The sequence below is a fragment of the Planotetraspora silvatica genome, from assembly GCF_016863315.1.
Taxonomy (GTDB): Bacteria; Actinomycetota; Actinomycetes; order Streptosporangiales; family Streptosporangiaceae; genus Planotetraspora; species Planotetraspora silvatica.
This window is the reverse complement of the sequence record NZ_BOOQ01000031.1, coordinates 16230-35973: the sequence shown is the minus strand read 5'-3', so window position 1 is coordinate 35973 and position 19744 is coordinate 16230. Positions and strand designations below refer to the sequence as shown.

The following is a 19744-nucleotide window of genomic DNA, read 5'->3' as shown; positions in this document are numbered from 1 at the left end:
GTCACCTGTCAATGTTCCGAACCGCGCCGCCGTCCCGTCGAATTGCCGATCCGGCAACTAACTTTGCCAATCGCTGCCGTGAGGGCCGACCATTTCCCCGAACGGAGGTACAACCCATGACCGCAGAAGAAGTACAGCGTTATGACGTGGTTGTCGTCGGCGGGGGAGCGGCCGGCCTCAGCGGGGCGCTGACCCTGGCACGGGCACGTCGTTCTGTGCTGGTGATCGACGGCGGACGGCCGCGCAACGCCCCCGCCGCCCACGTGCACACCTACCTGACCAGCGAAGGGATGCAGCCCTCCGAGTTGCTGGCCGCGGGCCGCGCCGAGGTGGCCGACTACGGCGGGGAGATCATGACGGGCCACGTCGCGGCGGCCGAGCGCCTGGACGCCGGAGGCTTCCTGGTCGTGCTCGACGGCGGGCCGACGGTGGCTGCGGACCGGTTACTGGTGACCACCGGTCTGGTCGACGAGCTGCCTCAGATTCCCGGGCTGGCGGAGCGGTGGGGACGCGACGTGCTGCACTGCCCGTACTGCCACGGCTGGGAGGTGCGCGACGAGCCGATCGGCATCCTGGCCACCGGCCCGCTGGCGGTCCACCAGGCGCTGCTGTGGCGGCAGTGGAGCAAGGACGTGACTCTCTTCCTGCACACGGCGCCCGCACTCACCGATGACGAGCGGGAACGACTGGCCGCCCGCGACATCGCCGTGGTGGAAGGACAGGTGACCGGACTGGAGGCCGAGGACGACAGGCTCACCGGCGTACGGCTGGCAGGCGGCCGGGTGGTCGCCCGCAGGGCTCTCGCGACGACTCCGCGGTTCACCGCACGGGCGGAGTTGCTCACCGGTCTCGGCCTCGAGACGACAGTCCAGGAGATGGGCGGCCATGTGATCGGCAGCTACATCGCCGCCGACCCGACGGGAGCCACAAGCGTGCCCGGTGTGTGGGTGGCCGGCAACGTGGCCAACCTGATGGATCAGGTCATCGGCGCCGCCGCCGCGGGTGTGCGCGCCGGTGCGGCGATCAACGCCGACCTGATCGCCGAGGAGACGCGCCGCGCGGTCGCCGACCGCCGGGCTCCGTTCTCCGCGGCGATGGAACGCGAAGTCAGCGAGGCCGTGCTCGGCGATCGCCGGCACGGCCTCTGACAGGGCGCCCGGGCCTCACGCGGAGGTCGCCGGAACCCGGTGGAACAGCCGGCCGGTGAGGGCGACTCCCACGACCGCGCCGTTGCCGTCGCGGGTGAAGGAGCCGCGCTGCCCCTTGAGAGAACTCAGCCGCGCTGCCTCTTGAGAACTCAGGAGAGGGATTCCCTGATGCCGGTGATGATCAATTCGAGGCCGTCGGCGAAGGCCTGGTCGCGACGTTCTCTGGTCCGGGCGCCGGTGACGGCTTCGCGGGCCTGTTCCTCGATCGTGTAGCCGTTGACGTAGGCCAGGACGGTGTCCATGGCGACGACGGCCGTGTCCGCGGGGGCGCCCGCGGCGGCCAAGGTGGCGACGAGCCCGTGGAAGGTGGCGACGGCCTCGCCGCCCGGATGGTGAAAGGTGGACATGAGACGCGCGCCGTCGCGGTGGGTCAGCATGACCTCGCGCAGGCCGGTCGCGACCCCGCGCAGCCGCTCGTCCCAGGGGTGGTCGGGGGACGGGACGGCGCCGGCCGGCGGGGTGGCCAGGTGCGCGACCATGGCGTCCAGCAGGGCCTGTTTGCTGGCGTAGTGCCGGTACAGGGCGCCTGCCCGCACCCCCAGCCGGCTCGCCAGAAGCCGCATGGTCAGCCCGTCCAGGCCGACCTCGTCGAGTAGTTCGATCGCCGCCTGAAGCACCTGGGCGCGCCGCTCTCCCACTGGGATCCTCCTGGCCGGGTTGACAGTTCGGCTCCGCGTACGTGAACAATGTACACGTGAACGTTGTTCACGTGCGCTGGCGGCGGCCCCCTGCAGCCGCCGCGCATCGACGGAGGGATTTGCGGTGCACGGATACACCAAAGGTCGGATTCGTTCCGCCGACGGCACGGCGATCGGCTATCGGCGGGTCGGCCGCGGCTCCGGACTGATCCTCATGCACGGCGGGATGCTGGCCGCGCAGCACTTCATGAAGCTCGCCGGCGCCCTGTCGGACGATTTCACCGTCCATGTGCCCGACCGGCGTGGACGTGGGCTCAGCGGACCCCACGGCGACGACTTCGGCGTCACGCGGGAGGTCGAAGACCTCCAGGCACTGGTCGCGGAGACCGGGGCCACGCGGGTCTTCGGCCTGAGCTCAGGTGCGCTCGTCGCGCTGCGGACAGCCCTCGTCACGCCCGAGATCGACCGGCTCGCCCTGTATGAGCCCCCGCTGTCCTTGGCGGGCTCGGTGCCGATGGACTGGGTGCCGCGCTACGACCGCGAGGTCGCCGCGGGCAAGATCGGATCCGCCCTGGTCACCGCGATGAAGGGCCTGGGCGCAGAACCGGTGTTCGGGCGCGTCCCGCGATTCGTGCTCGTGCCGCTCCTCGCGATCGGCTCGCGCCTGCAACGCGACCTTCCGGAAGACGACGTCCCCATCGCCGAACTGGTCCCCACGGAGCACTACGACATGCACATCATCAGGGAAGTGGCCGAGACCATCGAGGAGTACGCGACGCTCAGGGCGCGCGTGCTGCTCCTCGGGGGGACCAAGAGTCCCGCCTACTTCGGCGTCGCGCTGAAGGGGCTCGCCACAGTGCTGCCGGACGCGCGGAGCATCACCCTGCCGGGCGTCGGGCACTCGGCGCCGGACGACGACCCCCTCGTCGTGGCCCGGGCGCTGCGCGACTTCTTCGGCGCGCGATGACGGGCGCTCACGCGGTCACAGTGCGGCGCAGCATGATGCGCCCGGCAGCGCCTGAGGTTCTCGCGCGTCCTTCCTGGCTGAGCCTTGGCCGCGCCGCCGGTTCCCAATTGCAAAGAACTTGCAATAGCCCTAATATCCGGAATGTCCGGAGGGGGGCCCACATGGGAAGTACGGCGGCCACAATAAGGCGCCGAATGTCGGGGATGTCGCGCGAGGAGTGGATTCGCATAGCGGGAATGGCGGCCTTCGTCATCGCCCTGCACATCGCCGGCTGGTTCTCCCTCCTCGCGCTGGTCGTCCCGCGGCATTACCAGCTCGGGGCGTCCGGCGCCTTCACCGTCGGCCTGGGCCTCACCGCGTACACGCTGGGCATGCGGCACGCCTTCGACGCCGACCACATCGCCGCCATCGACAACACGACCAGGAAGCTGATGGCCGACGGGCAGCGCCCCCTCTCCGTGGGGTTCTGGTTCTCCCTCGGGCACTCCTCGATCGTGTTCGGCCTGTGCCTGCTCCTGAGCCTCGGCGTGCGAACCCTGGCCGGCCAGGTCGAGAGCGAGTCCTCCACCCTGCAGAACGTCACCGGGCTCATCGGCACGCTCGTGTCGGGCGTCTTCCTCGTGATCATCGCGGCGATCAACATGGTGGTCCTGTGGGGGATCCTCAAGGTGTTCCGCCAGATGCGCAGGGGCGCCTTCGACGAGGCCGCCCTGGAGGAGCAGCTCAACAAGCGCGGGTTCATGAACAGGATCCTGTCGGGCGCCACCAAGGCGGTACGCAAGCCCTGGCACATGTATCCGATCGGCCTGCTGTTCGGGCTGGGATTCGACACGGCCACCGAAGTGTCCCTGCTGGTCCTCGCCGGCGGCGCGGCCGTGTTCAACCTGCCCTGGTACGCCGTGCTCACCCTGCCCGTGTTGTTCGCCGCCGGGATGAGCCTGCTCGACTCCATCGACGGCTGCTTCATGAACTTCGCGTACGGCTGGGCCTTCTCCAAGCCGGTCCGCAAGGTCTACTACAACATCACGATCACGGCGCTGTCGGTCGCGGTCGCGGTCATCATCGGAGCCGTCGAACTGCTGGGGCTGCTGGCGGACAAGCTCGGGATCGAGACCGGCCCGCTGGCGGCGATCGCCGGCCTCGACCTGAACTACGTGGGCTACGGGATCGTCGCGCTGTTCGTGCTCACCTGGGTCGTCGCGCTGGCCGTTTGGCGCTTCGGGCGGATCGAGCAGCGCTGGTCGGCCTCGGTGAGGCCGGCCGACGCCGACGCCTAAACCGCGGAGGTGAAGTCGCCGGCGTGCTCGCGCGCCCATTCGCGGAACGTCCGCGCCGGGGTGCCCGTGACCTCCTCCACCGTGTGCGTCACCCGCTCCGGCTCTGCGACGAGCGAGGCCCAGTACCGCAGCGCGCCGTCGACGAAGGCGGGGTCGCCCCACGATGTCAGGAGTTGCTCCCGCGCCCGCGCCGGAGACAACTCCTCCCAGCGCACGGACCGGCCGATCTCCTCGCCGATGATGCGCACCTGATCGGCCTGACTGACCGCCTCCGGTCCCGTGAGGACGTATTTCGCGCCCGCGTGGCCGTCCTCGAGGAGGGCACGCGCCGCCACGGCCGCGATGTCCCGCTCGTGGATCAGCGACCGGGCCGCCGCGCCGTACGGCCATCGCACGACGCCCTCGGCGCGGATCTGGTCCGCCCACCCGAGGGCGTTGGCCGCGAGGCCGCCCACGCGGAGGAAGGTCCAGTCGAGCGCCGACCGCTCGATGAGGTGCTCGACCTCGCCCCAGATCCCGTTCTCCTTGGGTTCCAGGTCGTCGCGGACCGACATCGCGGAGAAGTAGACGACGTGGCGGGCGTGCCCGGCGAGCGCGTCCACCACGGCGGGCGCCGCCTCGGCGGTCAGGAACGGCCAGAGCAGGAAGACCGACGTCACCCCGTCCAGGGCGGCGTCGAGCGTGCCCGGATCGGTGAGGTCGCCTTGGACGGCGCGCACCCCGGCGGGGAGACCGTCGGCCGTCGCCCTGCGGGCGAGGGCCCGGACGCCGGCTCCGGCGTCCCGCAGATGGGAGACGACGTGCCGTCCCACGTTGCCGGTGGCGCCGATCACCAGGAAATCAGGCATGGGAATCCCCTCATGGATCGAGACCGCCGGCCGGATCGGCCGGCGGGAGGAGCCCGCGTGGGAACCTCAGGAGAAGGCTCGGACTTAAACAATGGTGTAAGTCAAGCTAGGGTGATCGCGTGACGTCGTTACCGAGGGAGGCCGGCGAGCTGACGATCGGCGAGCTGGCTGGACGCAGCGGTGTGCCGGCGACGACGCTGCGGTTCTATGAGCGGCAGGGACTGCTCCACAGCCGCCGCACCCCCGGGAATCAGCGCAGGTACGGCCGGGCGGCACTGGGGAAGATCGCGTTCATCCGCGCCTCGCAGACCGCCGGCGTGCCGCTGGCGATGATCGGGGAGGTCCTCGCGTTCCTGCCCGAGGGCGCCGCTCCGACCAAGGGGTTCTGGATCAGGGCCGCCCAGTGCTGGAGCGCGCATCTCGACGACCGCATCTCGCGGTTGGAGCGCGCCCGCGAGATGTTCGGCGGTTGTGCGAGCTGCGGCTGTCTGGCGTTCGACCGGTGCGCCCTGGTGAACCCGGGCGCGGGCGCGGCCGATCAGGCCGTCGACGACGAACTGTGACGGGGGACCGGGTCAGCCCTCCGTCGACTCCCGGATGTGACTCAGGGCCCGGATGAACGCGTCGAGGTCGGCCGGGTCGACGTGGTCCATGACGTGCCGGCGAACGCTCGCGAGATGGCTCGGGTAGGCGTCCTCGAGACGGCGGAACCCGGCCTCGGTGAGCACCGCGAACGACCCTCTGCCGTCCTCGGGGCACTTGCGGCGTTCGACGAAGCCGTGGGCGACGAGCCGGTCGACGATGCGCGTCATGCCGGCGGGGGTGAAACTGCGTACCGACGCCAGCTCGCTCATCCGGAGCTGCCGGTCGGGCGCCTCGGACAATTGCACCAGTACGCCGTACTCGCTCACGCTCATGCCATGGCTGGCCATGAGGTCGGCGTCCAGGGCGCGCGGAAGGACGACCATCGCTTGAGCCAGCGCCCGCCAGGCTGCCTCTTCCTGTGCTGACAGGGGCTGGGGGTGTGTGGCTGTCATGGCCCCAGTCTACTTCTTTGACTAAGCAACGACCGTGCTACCTTTTAGTTAGTTCAGCAACTAGTTGGGGCGCGCCGCCTTGACCTGCCCATTCGTCCCCCCGAACGGGCGAGCGCCCTGACCTGAAAGAGAGTGCATCTTCCGTGACCAAGATCGCGATCATCATCGGCAGCACCCGCCCCGGCCGCAACGGCGAGGCCGTGGCGAAGTGGGTCCACGAGCACGCCGGCAAGCGCACCGACGCCCAGTTCGAGCTGGTCGACCTGAAGGACTACAACCTGCCCCACCTGGATGAGGCGATCCCCCCGTCGATGGGCCAGTACGCCAACGCCCACACCCAGGAGTGGGCTGCGAAGATCGCGTCCTACGACGGTTACATCTTCGTGACGCCGGAGTACAACCACTCCACGTCCGGCGCCCTGAAGAACGCCATCGACTTCCTGTACGGCGAGTGGAACAACAAGGCGGCCGGCTTCGTCAGCTACGGCTCCGTCGGCGGCACCCGGGCAGTGGAGCACCTTCGCCTGATCATGGCCGAGCTGCAGATCGCGGACGTGCGCGCGCAGGTGGCGCTGTCGCTGGCCACGGACTTCGAGAACTACCACATCTTCACCCCGGCGGCCTACCACGAGGACAACCTCACCACCCTGTTCGACCAGCTGGTCGCCTGGAGCCGCGCCCTGGAGCCGCTCCGCGCGCCGGCCGTCTGAGATTCCCGGACAACGGCGCGCCGTAACGCGGTGACGCCGTCGGGCGCGCCGTACCGCGGCGACGCCTGGTGAAGCCGTTCCCCGTGGTCAAACACGTCGCGGGAACGGCTTCACCGTTCGGCCCCGGCCCGGGCCACAGGGGGCCGGTTCCTTCCCGGCCGCCGCGGGCCTCACCCGCCGGCGGAGCCGGTGCCCGCCAGCCGGTCGGCGAGGGACTCGGCATCGGGGACGAACCACGTCTGCGCGCCCCTGTTGCTCTCGTACACGAAGTCGCGGAGGGCTGGACTCGCGGTCGTGTGCCGTGACACGTCACCGAGTACGGCCAGGCCCAGCCGGTAGTTGACGAACTTCTGGATGATCTCGCCGGCGACGCGCGTGCGAAGCCGGAAGAACTCCTCGGAGAAACGGCTCGCGGGCACGGCGACCCACTCGGCGCCGGCGCCGAAGGCTTCGCCGATGAGGTCCAGCGCGTCACGCTCGCCGCGCAGAACCGGCCCGTCAGGTTCGCAGACGAGGACGGGGACTCCGCTGATGTGCCGGAGCGAGTCAGACATGGTGCCGGGTCCCCTCGGTCGCCCGCAGGAACTCGAGGATCCGCGCGGTCTGTCCCCGCAGGAGATGCCCGGCCTCCGGTAGCAGGTCGACCGTCGCCTGCGGCACGTTCAGCGCCATACGGCGGCGGGTGCCGTACGAGTCGAGCATGGTGTCCCTGCCGCCGACGATCACCAGGACGGGCATGGTCAGCCGCCGCAGCAGGTCGTCACCGAACACGGGGAGCCGGTCCATCCTCGGCCGGAAGTGCCTGTCGATGAGCATGACGTAGTCGGCGAAGGCCCGTGCGCCCTCGGGCTCCTGGCGGGCCTCCGCGGGCGGCCGGGTGCCCAGGGCGAACCGCATCAGCGCCCGCCGTCCGCGCCGCCCGAACGGCGCCAGGAGCAGTGCCGCGAGAAGCACGCCGTATTTCTGCCTGCCGATGCCGCCGGGGCAGAGCAGGACCAAACGGTCGATGCGCCCCGGACGCCGGGTCGCGTAGTCGACGGCCAGCCATCCGCCGAGCGAGACTCCCGCGACCGACGCGTGCTCGACATGGAGTGCGTCCAGCACGTCGTCGAGCCACGACGCGTAGACGTCGGAGGCGAGGGCGGGCCGCGACGGCGCGCTGAGACCCGGCTCGCCGATCATGTCGACCGCATGGACGCGGAATCGCGCGGACCAGGCGGCGGCATCGGCCGCCCACATCGCGGTGTTCGCCTTCGACCCGTGCAGCAGCACCAGAGGCGGGGCGTCCCGGGGTCCGCAGGACACCACGAACGTCTCGCCCTCGCGGGTCGGGACGTGCAGATGCTCGCTGGGCACCGGCCAGTCCTCCAGGTACTCGCGGTAGCGCCGCTCGACTGCCCGCGCGCCCTCGGCCGAGGTGTACAGGGAGTTCATGGCCGCTCTCCCACGATGACATCGATGATTTTGAGCAGATCCGCGGTGGTGCCGGGGTCTCCCAACAGGATGATCTTCATGCCGGCCCTCTCCTCGTCGTAGACGATCTCGGCGTGCAGGCGTCCGCCGTCGTGGGGATGGGAGACGGAAGCCGTGATCAAGGTGCTCAGACGGTCCATCGTGGCCCTGTCCACGGCGTCGACCTGCACGATGCTGGTGACCTCGGTGCGCCGGTGACGAGGCGCGTCCTCCCGGGCGGGCTTGGGCACCGGATGTCCGGTGAACGCCTCCAGGTCCTCGCGGGCGATCCGGTACTGCCTGCCGATGCGGACCGCCGTCAACCGCCCGTCGCGGACGTAGCCGCGAACGGTCTTCACGTGGAGGCCCAGAAGATCGGCCACCTGGTCCACCGAATAGAGCTGATCGGGCACCGTCACATCCCCTTATCCCTTAACTTCCCTCAAAGGATTGCACATGAGGGAAGTTTAAGGAAGTTTAGGGTACGTCGTATGCTCGGAGGCACTGCCGGGGCCCCGCGATTCCATGACGGATCATCCTTAATTCGGTTGACTCTTCCTCTGCCGGAGGCTCCAGACTTGGCTCGGCCGGCCGGCCCGGGCCCACATTCAGGTGCCGGCCACCGCCCATTTCGCCCCTCCGCCCGTCGGCACGGCCGACGGCATGAGGGCTCTCAGAACGGAGAGGAACCAGTGATCATCGAAGCGCACGGGTTGCGCAAGACGTTCACCGCCAAACGAGGACGCGGCAAGACCGAGCAGGTCGAGGCGGTCAGGGGCGTCGACCTGGAGGTCGAGGCGGGGCAGATCTTCGCCGTGCTCGGCCCGAACGGCGCGGGCAAGACCACCACGATCAGGATGCTCGCCACTCTCATCCCGCCCACCGCGGGGACCGCCACCGTCGCGGGCCACGACGTGGCCAAGGAGCCCGGCAAGGTGCGGGAGAACATCGGCTACGTCGGTCAGGCCGGCGGCGTGGACGAGAACGCCCCGGGACGGGACGGACTGGTCCTCGCCGCGCGGCTCGGCGGCATGTCCCGCAAGCAGGCGGAGTCCCGCAGCGAGGAACTGCTCACCTCCTTCAGCCTGACCGAGTTCGCCGACCGGCCGATCAAGACGCTCTCCGGTGGCCAGAAGCGCCGTTTCGCCCTCGCCATCGGGCTCGTGAACCGGCCGCCGCTGTTCTTCCTCGACGAGCCGACCACCGGCCTCGACCCGCAGAACCGCGCCAACCTCTGGGACGAGGTCCGCGCGCTGCGCAAGCAGGGGACCAGCGTGTTGTTGACCACCCACTACCTGGAGGAGGCCGACGCGCTCTGCGACCGGCTGGTCATCATCGACCACGGCCTGGTCGTCGCCGAGGGCAGGCCCGACGACCTGAAGAAGGAGATCGCGGGCGACGTCGTCACGCTCAGGCTGGGAGACGCCGCGAACGAGCCGGCCCAGGCGCTCCTGTCCGCCGAGCCGTACGTGAAGGAGGTGCGCACCGAGGACGAGACGTTGCGCGTCTACGTCGACGACGGTGAGCACAACCTTCCGCACCTGCTGCGCGCCCTGGAGGCCGGCGGGCTCGGCATCCAGTCCATCTCCCTCGACCGGGCGACGCTCGACGACGTCTTCCTCCGTCACACCGGCCGATCCCTCCGCGACGCCGACTGAGACCTCAGGACCCGGCCAAGAACCGATAGGACCCCCATGTTCCGACACACGATGTTGTTCCTCGGCTACGAGCTCAAGCTCACCCTGCGCAATCCGGTGTGGCCGCTGTTCGGCATCCTCCAGCCGATCCTCTACCTGTTGCTGTTCGCGCCGCTCGTGGCCAACACCACCGTCGGCGGCACGATGGGCGACACGCTCCGGCTCTTCACGCCGGGCGTGCTGATGATGATCGCCCTGTTCGGATCGTTGTTCGTGGGCTTCGGCATGATCAATGAGATTCGCAACGGCTATCTCGAACGGCTGGCGGTCAGCCCCGCCTGGCGACCGGCGATCGTGCTGGGCCGCACCATGCGCGACATGCTCGTGCTGGTCGTCCAGGCGCTTCTCGTGATCGGCCTGGCCTTCCTGATGGGCATGCGGGCCAGCGCTCCCGGGGTGCTCGTCATGCTCGTGCTCATGGCGGCCACCGGCCTGCTCGCCTCCGGGCTCTCGTACGGCCTGGCGCTCGCGCTGCGGGACGAGAACGGGATGAGCCAGATCATGCAGTTCTTCGCGCTGCCGCTGATCCTGCTCACCGGCATCATGTTGCCGATGTCGCTGGCCCCGCACTGGATGCAGACGGTCGCCCACTTCAACCCGCTCTACCACGCGGTCGAGGCGGGCCGCTCACTGTTCGCCGGCGACTTCACCGACGGCTCGATCCCGCTCGCCTTCGGCCTCACGCTGGCCCTCGGCGCTCTGACGCTGACCTGGTCGGTCTCGTCGATGAAGAAGCTGGCCGGCTAACCGGTGTTCTAGCCGCGTGTGATCGAGGCCGCCGCGTGACCCGCGCCGAAGCCCTCGGCGCGGGCGACGATCCGGCCCGCCTCGACGCGGACGGCGGTCTCGGTCCCGTCGCTGATCGCGGGGACGCCGGCCGCCTCGGCGAGGGCGCCCGTCTCGTCGCACACGACCTGCACGCGTGGCCACGCCGCCATCGGGAAGGCCTGGTGCAGGCACACGCGGAAGTCGGCGATGGCGAGCCGGGCCAGCTGCCCCAGCTCGCCGGGCGAGCTCGTCACGAGGACGGCGGTGACGTCCGCCCCCGCCGGCGCGGCGCGGACCGCGTCCTCGACGGCGGAGAGCCGGTGCAGGCCGAGGACCGTCACCACGCCGTCTCCGGTGAGGCGGGCGGGTTCGTCCCTGACCAGGTCGGACGCCGGCGGCGGCGACCACGCCTCGTCCGTCGCGCGGATGGGCGGGACCATGGCCGGGGGCGGCCACCGGTCGCCCAGGTCGAGGTCCGCGAGTTGCTCGCAGGCGCTCACGACGTTGAAGGGCTCCACGAAACCGGGCGCGGCGGCGGCCATCTGGCTCGCGCCGTGCAGGGTCGTGAGCGCGACCTCCGCGGTGCGCACCAGGCGGCCGCCGGGCGTCCTCGGGCCCAGCCGTTCGAGGGCGAGGCCGAGCAGGATCGCGTCGAGCATCATGAGCTGCGCGAACGGACGCCGGATGCGTTCGTCGGCGAGCACCTCGGGCATCAGGTCCCTGCCGAGCCCGGCCATGCCGTGCTCGGCGTCCGTGGCGAGGGGGAGCCGGGTCACCCAGGCGCGGGCGAACGCGCCGAGCGCCTCCCTGGCCGTACGGCCGGGCTCGGGATGTGACGGTTCGGGTGTCCGTTCGGCCAGGTCGGCCAGCACGGCGAAGTAGAGGGCCCGCTTGCCGGGGAAGTTGGAGTACACCGCGCCGCGGGTGAGCTCGGCCCGTTCGGCGATGCGGTCGATCTTGGCGTCGCGGAAGCCCCGCTCGGTGAACTCGGCCCTCGCGGCGTCCAGCACCCTGGCGCGGTTGCGCTCCTGTGTCTCCGCCCTGGTGAGCCGGCTCATGATCCCCCTTGTCGCGGCGTTGCCGTTCGTCCCGGAGCAAGATACCGTGACCATTCACATGATGAGATCATCTGATCACACCATTCGAATGATGGAGCGTCCATGGCCGGTGTCAGCCAGACGGTGAGCGGTGTCCCCGAGATCGACCTGTCGGACATCGAGGTGATGCGAGATCCCTTCACCGCGTACGGGAACGCCAGGGAGCGGTCGCCGATCGCGCGTCTGTCGGCCCCCGGATTCGGCGGGATGTGGGCCGTGACGCGGCACGAGGACGCCCGTGCGCTGCTGGCCGACCCCCGGTTCGAGCTGAACTCGAGTAGTTTCATCCGTCCCGACGTGCCCGGCGACTGCCTGCCGTACATGCGGTCGATGGCCGAGATGAACGCGGAGGAGCATCTGCGGCTGCGCAGGCTGGTCGTCCCCGCGTTCACGGCACGCCGCGCCACGGAGTTCCGGCCGCGGATCGAGCCGATCGTCGACGCCCTGCTCGACGACCTCCCCGGCCACGCCGAGGACGGTGCGGTGGACCTGCTGCTGCACTTCGCGCGGTCGTTGCCGATGGACGTCATCTGCGAACTGGTCGGCATACCCGGGCCCGACCGTCCCCGCTGGCGCGAGTACGGCGCCACGATCGTGGCGGCCTCGGGTCAGGGCTTCGCCTCGGCCGTCCCTGGCATCATCGAGGGCGCCAAGGCGGCGATCGCACGCCGGCGTGAAGAACCCGCCGACGACCTGCTGTCGGACCTTCTCCGTGCTCAGGCCGAGGACGGGGACCGCCTCAGCGAGACCGAGTTGGTGACGCTCGTCTGGAATCTGGTCCTGGCCGGTCAGACCCCGGCCAACCTCATCGCCAACGCCGTGCACGCCCTGCTGCACCACCCCGGGCAGCTCGCCGCGCTGCGCGAGGATCCCGCGCTCATGCCGCGCGCCGTCGAGGAGCTCATGCGCTGGTGCGGTCCCGCGTTGCTGGCGATACCGCGCTTCGCGCGGGAGGACGTCGAGTTGCACGGCACCCGGATCCAGAAGGGTGACGCCGTGACCGCCGCGGTCGCGTCCGCCAACCGCGATCCGCGCGCGTTCACCGACCCCGACCGGCTCGATGTCGGCCGGACGGCGGGATCGGCGGGCCATCTGGGCTTCTCGCACGGCCCGCACTTCTGCCTCGGGGCGTCCCTGGCCCGGGTGCAGACCGAGGTCGCGCTCACGTCGCTGCTGCGCCGTTTCCCCGCTCTGGCACCGGTCGGCGCCGCCGACGACGTGCGCGCCCTCGACCCGGGGACGTGGCGGCTGACGTCGCTCCCCGCCACCCTCTGACCCCGCACGATCGCTGAGGAGGCGTTCCCCGAGTGGCACGCACCGACCACGCCGATCCGCTGAAGTGCACCTTCTGCGGAAAGGGCCATACGCAGGTCAGGAAGCTCATCGCGGGCCCCGGCAGGATCTGCATCTGCGACGAATGCGTCGGACTCTGCAACGAGCTCATCGAGGAGGAACTCGGCGAACCCCCCGTCGGAGAGCCGCGCGCGCTGCCGAGGCCACGGGAGATCCACACGTTCCTCGACCAGTACGTCATCGGCCAGGAGGACGCCAAGAAGGCCCTGTCCGTCGCGGTGTACAACCACTGCAAACGCATCCGGCCCGGAGTGGGGGAGAGCGCGCGGGGCGAGCCCGTCGAGCTGGGCAAGTCCAACATCCTGCTGATCGGGCCGACCGGCTGCGGCAAGACCCACCTCGCCCAGACGCTCGCCCGGATGCTCGACGTGCCGTTCGCGATCGCCGACGCCACCGCGCTGACCGAGGCCGGCTACGTGGGGGAGGACGTCGAGAACATCCTGCTCAAGCTGATCCAGGCCGCCGACCATGACATCGGGAAGGCCGAGACCGGCATCGTCTACATCGACGAGATCGACAAGATCGCCAGGAAGGGCGAGAACCCGTCGATCACCCGTGACGTGTCCGGCGAGGGCGTCCAGCAGGCGCTGTTGAAGATCCTGGAGGGCACGACGGCGAGCGTCGCTCCGCTGGGCGGCCGCAAGCACCCGCATCAGGAGTTCCTCCAGATCGACACCACCAACGTGCTGTTCATCCTCGGCGGCGCGTTCGCGGGCCTCGAGCCGATCATCGAACGGCGGACGGCCCGCGCCGGAGCGGGATTCGGCGCGGTGCTCAGCGGCCCGGAGGAGCGGGACGTCCTCGCCGAGGTCATGCCGCAGGACCTGCTGGCGTTCGGGCTGATCCCCGAGCTCGTCGGCCGGCTTCCCGTGGTGTCGACGTTCCGCCCGCTGGACCGGACGGCACTGGCGCGCATCCTCACCGAGCCGCGCAACGCGCTGATCAAGCAGTATCAGAGGCTCTTCGAAATCGACGGCGTCGAACTCGAGTTCACCGGCGACGCGGTCTCCGCCATCGCCGAACAGGCGCTGCTCCGCCGTACGGGTGCGCGGGCGACCCGCGCGATCCTCGAGGAGATCCTGCTCAACGTGATGTACGAGGTGCCGAGCCGGGACGACGTGGCCCGGGTCGTGATCGACCGCGACACCGTGCTCGACAACGTCAACCCGACGCTGGTGCCGCGCGAACGGCGGGACGGCGGACGGGGACACGGCCAGAGGACCGCCTGACGGACCCGGCTGTAGCGCGAAAGCGGCCGGGCCGCATGTCGAGGCGTGATCACCTCCAGATGCGGCCCGGCCGCTGACGTATCCGGGGGTCAGCGCGAGGCCGACGCCGCCCGGCGCTTGGTCCACACGTCGAAGGCGACCGCGGCCAGCAGGACGGCGCCCTTCACGAGCATGACCCGCTCACTCGGCGAGCCGATGAGGGACATGCCGTTGTTGATGACGCCCATGATCAGGCCGCCGGTGACCGCTCCGACCACCTTGCCGACGCCGCCCTGGACGGCCGCGCCGCCGATGAACGCCGCCGCGATCGCGTCGAGCTCGAAGGAGTTGCCCGCGGTCGGGCCCGCCTGGTTGAGACGGCCGGCGAAGATGATGCCGGCGATCGCGGACAGGACCCCCATGTTGACGAAGATCCAGAAGATGACCGACTTGACCTTGATGCCGGACAGGAGCGCGGCCTGCAGGTTGCCGCCGATGGCGTAGATCCGCCGGCCGAACACGGCCCGGTTGGTCACCAGCGAGTAGCCCAGGACGAGCGCCGCCAGCAGCACGAGCACCCAGGGCAGGTTCTTGAACCGGGCGAGCTGCACGATCACGAAGAGGATGACCGCGGCGGCCAGGACGATCTTGAGCAGGAACATCGGGAGCGAGTCGACGGCCTGGCGGTAGCCCATCCGAGCCGCGCGGGTGCGCCACTGGGCGATCGCCATGCCCGCGACCGCCACGATGCCGAGCAGGATGCTGAACAGGTCGGCGCCGCCCAGGGGGCCGAGGCCGATGTTGCCGAAGTAACCGTCGGTGAAGCCGTTCGACAGGGTGCGGACGGCGTCGGGGAACGGGCCGATGCCCTGGTTGCCCAGCACGGTCAGGGTGAGCGCGCGGAACAGCAGCATGCCGGCGAGCGTGACGATGAAGGCCGGGATGCCGAAGTAGGCGATCCAGTAGCCCTGCCAGGCGCCGATCAGCGCACCCGCGATCAGCGTGATCAGCAGGGCGAGCGGCCAGGGCACTCCGTAGTTGACCATCAGGACGGCGGCGATGGCGCCGGTGACCGCGACGACCGAGCCGACCGACAGGTCGATGTGGCCGGCGATGATGATCAGGATCATCCCGATCGACAGGATCAGGATGTAGGAGTTCTGAACGATGATGTTCGAGATGTTCTGCGGCTGGAGCAGCGCCCCGTCGGTGAGAATCGTGAACAGCACCACGATCAGCGCGAAGGCGATGTAGATGCCGCTCTGCCGTACGTTGATCGACAAGCCGGAGGACCTGCCGGGCGTGCCCGGTGCGGGCGTGTCCTTCGCGCCGGGCGCGAGGGCCGCGTCAGAGGGGGAGGTGCTGCTCATCGGATCTAGTCCAGTCCCTTCGTCATGTACTGCATGATCCGTTCCTGCGTCGCGTCGCTGCGCTGGACTTCACCGGTGATCCGGCCGGCCGACAGCGCGTAGATCCGGTCGCACAGACCCAGCAGCTCCGGCAGTTCAGACGAAATGACGAGGATGGCCTTGCCGGAGTCGGCGAGGCGGTTGATGATCGTATAGATCTCGTACTTGGCGCCGACGTCGATGCCCCGGGTCGGCTCGTCCAGGATGAGGACGTCCGCGTCAGTGAAGATCCACTTGGCCAGGACGACCTTCTGCTGGTTGCCGCCGCTCAGCTTGCCGGTGACGCTCGAGACGCTGGGCGCCTTGATGTTCATGCTGGCGCGGTACTCGTCGGCGACGCGGTATTCCTCGTTGTCGTTGACCCAGCCCCGCCGGGCGAGCTTCGACAACGCCGCCGCGGAGACGTTGCGCTTGATGTCCTCGATCAGGTTGAGGCCGTACCGCTTGCGGTCCTCGGTGGCGTACGCGATGCCGTTGCTGATCGCCTCGCGCACCGTGCGCGCCTCGATCGGCCGCCCTTCCTTGAAGAGGCGGCCGGAGATGTTGGTGCCGTAGGTGCGGCCGAAGACGCTCATCGCGAGTTCGGTGCGGCCGGCGCCCATGAGGCCGGCGAGGCCGACGATCTCGCCCTTGCGCAGCGTGAGGTTGACGTCGCTGACGACCTCCCGGCCCCGCTGGGTCGGGCTGTGGACCGTCCAGTTCTCGATCCGCAGCGCCTCCTCGCCGATCTGCGGCTCGTGCGGAGGGAAGCGGTTCTCGAGGGCGCGGCCGACCATCCCGGAGATGATGCGGTCCTCGGTGACCTCGTCGGTCGCCATGTCGAGCGACTCGATCGACCGTCCGTCGCGCAGGATCGTGATCGAGTCGGCGATCGCCATGACCTCGTTGAGCTTGTGCGAGATGATCACGCAGGTGATCCCCTCGTCACGCAGCCCGCGCAGCAGGTCGAGCAGGTGCTCGGAGTCCTCGTCGTTCAGCGCGGCCGTGGGCTCGTCCAGGATGAGCAGCCGCACCTTCTTGGCCAGCGCCTTGGCGATCTCCACGAGCTGCTGCTTGCCGACTCCGATGTCGGAGATCGTGGTCACCGGGTTCTCGTGCAGGCCGACCCGGCTCAGCAGCTCGGAGGCCTCGGCGTTGGTGCGGTTCCAGTCGATCAGACCACGCGTGGCCTGCTCGTTACCCAGGAAGATGTTCTCCGCGATCGACAGTTGCGGGCACAGCGCCAGCTCCTGGTGGATGATGACGATCCCGCGGTGCTCGCTGTCCCGGATGTCGGCGAACCGGCAGGGCTCTCCGTCGAAGGAGATCTCGCCCTCGTAGGACCCGTGGGGGTAGACCCCGGACAGGACCTTCATGAGGGTCGACTTGCCGGCGCCGTTCTCCCCGCAGATGGCGTGGATCTCGCCCCGCCGCACGGACAGGTTCACGTCCTGGAGCGCCTTGACTCCGGGGAACGTCTTGGTGATCCCGCGCATCCGCAGGATGTCATCGGTCATTCTCGCTCATGGCCTCTCGGTGAGCTGTGGAGGAGGCGCGGCCCCGTTCTTCAGGGCCGCACCTCATACGGGGGTCAGCCGCCGAGCTGGGCCTGGGTGTAGTAACCGGTGTCGACGACTTCCTTCTGGTAGTTCGTCTTGTTAACGATCACCGGCTCCAGCAGGTACGACGGGACGACCTTGTTGCCGTTGTCGTAGTCCTTGGTGTTGTTGACTTCGGGCTTGGCACCCTTGAGTACGCTATCCGCCATCTTGACCGTAACGTCCGCCAGCTGGCGGGTGTCCTTGTAAATGGTGGAGTACTGCTCACCTGCGATGATCGACTTGACCGAGGCGAGTTCCGCGTCCTGGCCGGTGACGATCGGGTACGGCTGGTCGGCCGTTCCGTAGCCGTTGCTCTTCAGCGCCGACAGGATGCCGATCGACAGGCCGTCGTAGGGGGACAGGACACCGTCGACCTTGGCGTCGCCGCCACTGTAGGTCTTGGTGAGCAGGTCCTCCATGCGCTTTTGCGCCGTGGCGGGGTCCCACCGGAGGATGGCGACGGTCTTGAAGTCCGTCTGGCCGCTCTTCACGACGAGCGTCTTGTTGTCGATCAGCGGCTGGAGCACCGACATGGCGCCGTTGAAGAAGAACGTCGCGTTGTTGTCGTCGGGGGAGCCGCCGAACAGCTCGATGTTGAAGGGCCCCTTCGCGGAGCCGTCCGTGCCGTCCTCGTTCTTCAGCTTCAGGCCGACCAGCAGCGAGGTGGCCTGCTGGACGCCGACCTTGAAGTTGTCGAACGTCGCGTAGTAGTCGACGTTCGGGCTGTTGCGGATCAACCGGTCATAGGCGATGACCGGGATCTTCTTGTCCGCGGCCTCCTGCAGCTGCGTGGTGATCGCGGTGCCGTCGATCGAGGCGATGATCAGAAGCTTGGCGCCCTTGGTGATCTGGTTCTCGATCTGGTTGACCTGAGTCGGGATGTCGTTCTCCGCGTACTGCAGGTCGACCTTGTAGCCGAGCTTCTCCAGCCCCGCCTTGACGTTGTCGCCGTCGTGGATCCACCGCTCCGAGGACTTGGTCGGCATCGTGACGCCCACGAGGGCGCCGGCGGTGCTTCCGGACGTGGCCTCGGTGTCCACCGTCTTCTCGCTCGAGCCACACGCCGTGGCGAGCACAGCAAGGGCCACGGCGGGGACCACCGCCGCCAATCGTCGAAATCTCATTTTTTCTCCTTGCGCATGGGGGTGGCCTGATGCGGCACGAGGAGACGGCCGGGCCCGGAAGGAGGCCGCGAAGGCAGAGCTCCGCCCCGGTCAGTCGTCTGACCCTGAGTTCGGTAGTGTTATCGCTAACATTCTCACTGTCAATAGACGCCGATAACGTCGCCGTAACAAGGGGGTAATCGCCCGTCTATGGGGCGTCGTTACCGGAACGTTATAAAAACTCTTCTTGACGCTGGTGGTTGTTAACGCTCACAGTCGTTCTCTGAGAAGAAGGAGAGGAGTGCGCGTGGGATCGAGCACGGGGGGCCGCCCACCGGTGATGGCCGATGTGGCCAAGGCGGCGGGCGTGTCGCACCAGACCGTCTCTCGGGTGCTCAACGACCACCCGAACGTTCGGGCGGAGACCCGTTCCCGTGTCCTGGAGGCGATCGACCGGCTCGGCTACCGCCGCAACATGGTCGCCCGCGCCCTGGTGACCCGGCACTCCCGAACCCTGGGGGTCGTGAGTTTCGACACCATTCTGTACGGCCCGGCCAGCACCGTCTACGGCATCGAGCAGGCCGCGAGAGACGCGGGATACTTCGTCAGCATCGTCAGCCTGCGCACGATCGACCGGGCCGGGATGCGCGACGCCGTCAACTATCTGATCGAGCAGGGCGTCGACGGCATCGTCGTGGTCGCGCCGCAGCGGTCCGCGGCCAGCGCGCTCGAGGACCTGTCGCCGGGCATCCCGATCGTCGCGGTGGAGGGCGGGCATACCGGCCAGGTGCCGGTCGTCTGCGTCGACCAGGCGGAAGGCGCCAGGCTCGCCACGGCTCACCTGCTCGAACTCGGGCACGAGACCGTCTGGCACATCGGAGGCCCGCAGGACTGGCTGGAGGCCGAGGGACGGATCGAGGGCTGGCGCGACGTCCTGACCGCCGCCGGCAGGAAGATCCCCGACGTCCTTCCGGGCGACTGGAGCCCGCGCTCGGGTTACACGGCGGGCAGGCACCTGGCCGGGATGGCCGATCAGATCAGCGCCGTGTTCGTCGCCAACGACCAGATGGCGCTCGGCGTCCTTCGCGCCTTCACCGAGGAAGGCGTGCGGGTGCCCGACCAGATCAGCATCGTGGGCTTCGACGACATCCCGGAGTCGGAGTTCTTCTCACCGCCGCTCACCACCGTCAGGCAGGACTTCGGGGCCGTGGGCCGGCACAGCATCGACGTGCTCCTCGGGCAGATCGAGGAGGGCGCGGCGGAGGTGCTGGAACGTTTCGTCGTGCCGCCCGACCTCGTCGTCCGGGGGAGCAGCGCTCCGCCGGGCGCATAGACCCCTCGTCCGGCTACCTGGCGCCGCTCCCGGAGCATCGGAAGCAGCGCCGGCCGTAC

20 protein-coding genes are annotated in these 19744 nt (G+C 69.2%); 10 read left to right on the top strand and 10 right to left on the bottom strand.

Annotated features, from left to right (window positions below; all coding sequences use genetic code 11):
- Positions 1-116: 116 nt before the first annotated feature.
- The gene (locus Psi02_RS23595) at positions 117-1148 is read left to right on the top strand and encodes an NAD(P)/FAD-dependent oxidoreductase (RefSeq protein WP_203977696.1); all 1032 of its coding nucleotides are present in this window, start codon (positions 117-119) and stop codon (positions 1146-1148) included.
- A gap of 149 nt (positions 1149-1297) precedes the next feature.
- Here the strand turns inward: Psi02_RS23595 and Psi02_RS23590 are convergent, their stop codons facing one another.
- Entirely contained in the window at positions 1298-1846 is a 549-nt protein-coding gene (locus Psi02_RS23590; protein WP_203977694.1) for a TetR/AcrR family transcriptional regulator C-terminal domain-containing protein, read from the bottom strand.
- Positions 1847-1970: 124 nt separating this feature from the next.
- Here Psi02_RS23590 and Psi02_RS23585 point away from each other — a divergent pair, with 124 nt between their 5' ends.
- Both Psi02_RS23585 and nicT read left to right on the top strand, forming a co-directional pair.
- Entirely contained in the window at positions 1971-2813 is an 843-nt protein-coding gene (locus tag Psi02_RS23585; RefSeq protein ID WP_203977692.1) for an alpha/beta fold hydrolase, read from the top strand.
- Entirely contained in the window at positions 2810-4090 is a 1281-nt protein-coding gene (gene nicT, locus Psi02_RS23580) for a Nickel transporter NicT (protein ID WP_505859500.1), read from the top strand. The genes Psi02_RS23585 and nicT overlap by 4 nt, the downstream gene beginning before the upstream one ends.
- Here the strand turns inward: nicT and Psi02_RS23575 are convergent.
- A complete protein-coding gene (locus Psi02_RS23575; RefSeq protein WP_203977688.1) occupies positions 4087-4938 on the bottom strand; it encodes an NAD(P)H-binding protein in 852 nt (283 codons plus the stop codon). The genes nicT and Psi02_RS23575 overlap by 4 nt on opposite strands.
- A 119-nt stretch (positions 4939-5057) precedes the next feature.
- Here Psi02_RS23575 and soxR point away from each other — a divergent pair, with 119 nt between their 5' ends.
- Positions 5058-5501, top strand: coding sequence for a redox-sensitive transcriptional activator SoxR (gene soxR / locus Psi02_RS23570; RefSeq protein WP_203977686.1), 444 nt, complete (start codon positions 5058-5060; stop codon positions 5499-5501).
- Between the two features lie 12 nt (positions 5502-5513).
- On the opposite strand, the gene Psi02_RS23565 is transcribed toward soxR, so the two are convergent.
- Entirely contained in the window at positions 5514-5975 is a 462-nt protein-coding gene (locus tag Psi02_RS23565) for a MarR family winged helix-turn-helix transcriptional regulator (RefSeq protein WP_203977684.1), read from the bottom strand.
- A gap of 143 nt (positions 5976-6118) precedes the next feature.
- Between Psi02_RS23565 and Psi02_RS23560 the strand changes: the two genes are divergently transcribed.
- On the top strand, positions 6119-6685 hold the full coding sequence (locus Psi02_RS23560) for an NADPH-dependent FMN reductase (RefSeq protein WP_203977682.1): 567 nt from the start codon (positions 6119-6121) through the stop codon (positions 6683-6685).
- A gap of 170 nt (positions 6686-6855) precedes the next feature.
- On the opposite strand, the gene Psi02_RS23555 is transcribed toward Psi02_RS23560, so the two are convergent.
- The 3 genes from Psi02_RS23555 to Psi02_RS23545 are packed head-to-tail and all read right to left on the bottom strand — an operon-like array spanning position 6856 to position 8550.
- The gene (locus tag Psi02_RS23555) at positions 6856-7239 is read right to left on the bottom strand and encodes a DUF4180 domain-containing protein (RefSeq protein ID WP_203977680.1); all 384 of its coding nucleotides are present in this window, start codon (positions 7237-7239) and stop codon (positions 6856-6858) included.
- Positions 7232-8119: an alpha/beta fold hydrolase gene (locus Psi02_RS23550; protein ID WP_203977678.1), complete on the bottom strand. Its 888-nt coding sequence runs from the start codon at positions 8117-8119 to the stop codon at positions 7232-7234. Before Psi02_RS23550 ends, Psi02_RS23555 begins: the two co-directional genes overlap by 8 nt.
- On the bottom strand, positions 8116-8550 hold the full coding sequence (locus Psi02_RS23545; RefSeq protein ID WP_203977676.1) for a helix-turn-helix domain-containing protein: 435 nt from the start codon (positions 8548-8550) through the stop codon (positions 8116-8118). The genes Psi02_RS23550 and Psi02_RS23545 overlap by 4 nt, the downstream gene beginning before the upstream one ends.
- A 279-nt stretch (positions 8551-8829) precedes the next feature.
- Between Psi02_RS23545 and Psi02_RS23540 the strand changes: the two genes are divergently transcribed.
- Together Psi02_RS23540 and Psi02_RS23535 are read left to right on the top strand one after the other, a co-directional pair.
- Positions 8830-9795 (top strand): ATP-binding cassette domain-containing protein, encoded by a 966-nt coding sequence (locus tag Psi02_RS23540; RefSeq protein WP_203977674.1) that lies wholly within the window; start codon positions 8830-8832, stop codon positions 9793-9795.
- Positions 9796-9831: 36 nt separating this feature from the next.
- Positions 9832-10581, top strand: coding sequence for an ABC transporter permease (locus tag Psi02_RS23535; protein ID WP_203977664.1), 750 nt, complete (start codon positions 9832-9834; stop codon positions 10579-10581).
- Positions 10582-10589: 8 nt separating this feature from the next.
- On the opposite strand, the gene Psi02_RS23530 is transcribed toward Psi02_RS23535, so the two are convergent.
- Positions 10590-11660: a TetR/AcrR family transcriptional regulator gene (locus Psi02_RS23530; RefSeq protein WP_203977968.1), complete on the bottom strand. Its 1071-nt coding sequence runs from the start codon at positions 11658-11660 to the stop codon at positions 10590-10592.
- A gap of 102 nt (positions 11661-11762) precedes the next feature.
- On the opposite strand from Psi02_RS23530, the gene Psi02_RS23525 reads away from it, so the two are divergent.
- Positions 11763-12974 carry a cytochrome P450 family protein gene (locus tag Psi02_RS23525; RefSeq protein WP_239095099.1) on the top strand — a complete coding sequence of 404 codons (1212 nt, stop codon included), beginning with the start codon at positions 11763-11765 and terminating at the stop codon, positions 12972-12974.
- A 32-nt stretch (positions 12975-13006) separates the two neighbouring features.
- The gene (clpX, locus tag Psi02_RS23520) at positions 13007-14281 is read left to right on the top strand and encodes an ATP-dependent Clp protease ATP-binding subunit ClpX (protein WP_203977662.1); all 1275 of its coding nucleotides are present in this window, start codon (positions 13007-13009) and stop codon (positions 14279-14281) included.
- An 89-nt stretch (positions 14282-14370) separates the two neighbouring features.
- On the opposite strand, the gene mmsB is transcribed toward clpX, so the two are convergent.
- From mmsB to chvE, 3 genes are all read right to left on the bottom strand, one after another.
- On the bottom strand, positions 14371-15630 hold the full coding sequence (gene mmsB / locus Psi02_RS23515; RefSeq protein WP_203977660.1) for a multiple monosaccharide ABC transporter permease: 1260 nt from the start codon (positions 15628-15630) through the stop codon (positions 14371-14373).
- 5 nt (positions 15631-15635) lie between these two features.
- Complete coding sequence (mmsA, locus tag Psi02_RS23510) at positions 15636-17165, bottom strand: multiple monosaccharide ABC transporter ATP-binding protein (RefSeq protein WP_203977658.1); 1530 nt, start codon at positions 17163-17165, stop codon at positions 15636-15638.
- 74 nt (positions 17166-17239) lie between these two features.
- Entirely contained in the window at positions 17240-18373 is a 1134-nt protein-coding gene (gene chvE / locus Psi02_RS23505; RefSeq protein ID WP_203977647.1) for a multiple monosaccharide ABC transporter substrate-binding protein, read from the bottom strand.
- 319 nt (positions 18374-18692) lie between these two features.
- On the opposite strand from chvE, the gene Psi02_RS23500 reads away from it, so the two are divergent.
- Complete coding sequence (locus tag Psi02_RS23500; protein ID WP_203977966.1) at positions 18693-19685, top strand: LacI family DNA-binding transcriptional regulator; 993 nt, start codon at positions 18693-18695, stop codon at positions 19683-19685.
- Positions 19686-19744: the final 59 nt, after the last annotated feature.

Excerpts from the sequence above, each read along its gene's own strand:
- Psi02_RS23500 (WP_203977966.1), top strand. The coding sequence starts at position 18,693 with ATGGCCGATGTGGCCAAGGCGGCGGGCGTGTCGCACCAGACCGTCTCT.
- Psi02_RS23535 (WP_203977664.1), top strand. The coding sequence starts at position 9,832 with ATGTTCCGACACACGATGTTGTTCCTCGGCTACGAGCTCAAGCTCACC.
- Psi02_RS23530 (WP_203977968.1), bottom strand. The coding sequence starts at position 11,660 with ATGAGCCGGCTCACCAGGGCGGAGACACAGGAGCGCAACCGCGCCAGG.
- Psi02_RS23565 (WP_203977684.1), bottom strand. The coding sequence starts at position 5,975 with ATGACAGCCACACACCCCCAGCCCCTGTCAGCACAGGAAGAGGCAGCC.
- Psi02_RS23525 (WP_239095099.1), top strand. The coding sequence starts at position 11,763 with ATGGCCGGTGTCAGCCAGACGGTGAGCGGTGTCCCCGAGATCGACCTG.
- mmsA (WP_203977658.1), bottom strand. The coding sequence starts at position 17,165 with ATGACCGATGACATCCTGCGGATGCGCGGGATCACCAAGACGTTCCCC.
- Psi02_RS23595 (WP_203977696.1), top strand. The coding sequence starts at position 117 with ATGACCGCAGAAGAAGTACAGCGTTATGACGTGGTTGTCGTCGGCGGG.
- nicT (WP_505859500.1), top strand. The coding sequence starts at position 2,810 with ATGACGGGCGCTCACGCGGTCACAGTGCGGCGCAGCATGATGCGCCCG.
- Psi02_RS23550 (WP_203977678.1), bottom strand. The coding sequence starts at position 8,119 with ATGAACTCCCTGTACACCTCGGCCGAGGGCGCGCGGGCAGTCGAGCGG.
- mmsB (WP_203977660.1), bottom strand. The coding sequence starts at position 15,630 with ATGAGCAGCACCTCCCCCTCTGACGCGGCCCTCGCGCCCGGCGCGAAG.
- Psi02_RS23575 (WP_203977688.1), bottom strand. The coding sequence starts at position 4,938 with ATGCCTGATTTCCTGGTGATCGGCGCCACCGGCAACGTGGGACGGCAC.
- chvE (WP_203977647.1), bottom strand. The coding sequence starts at position 18,373 with ATGAGATTTCGACGATTGGCGGCGGTGGTCCCCGCCGTGGCCCTTGCT.
- Psi02_RS23555 (WP_203977680.1), bottom strand. The coding sequence starts at position 7,239 with ATGTCTGACTCGCTCCGGCACATCAGCGGAGTCCCCGTCCTCGTCTGC.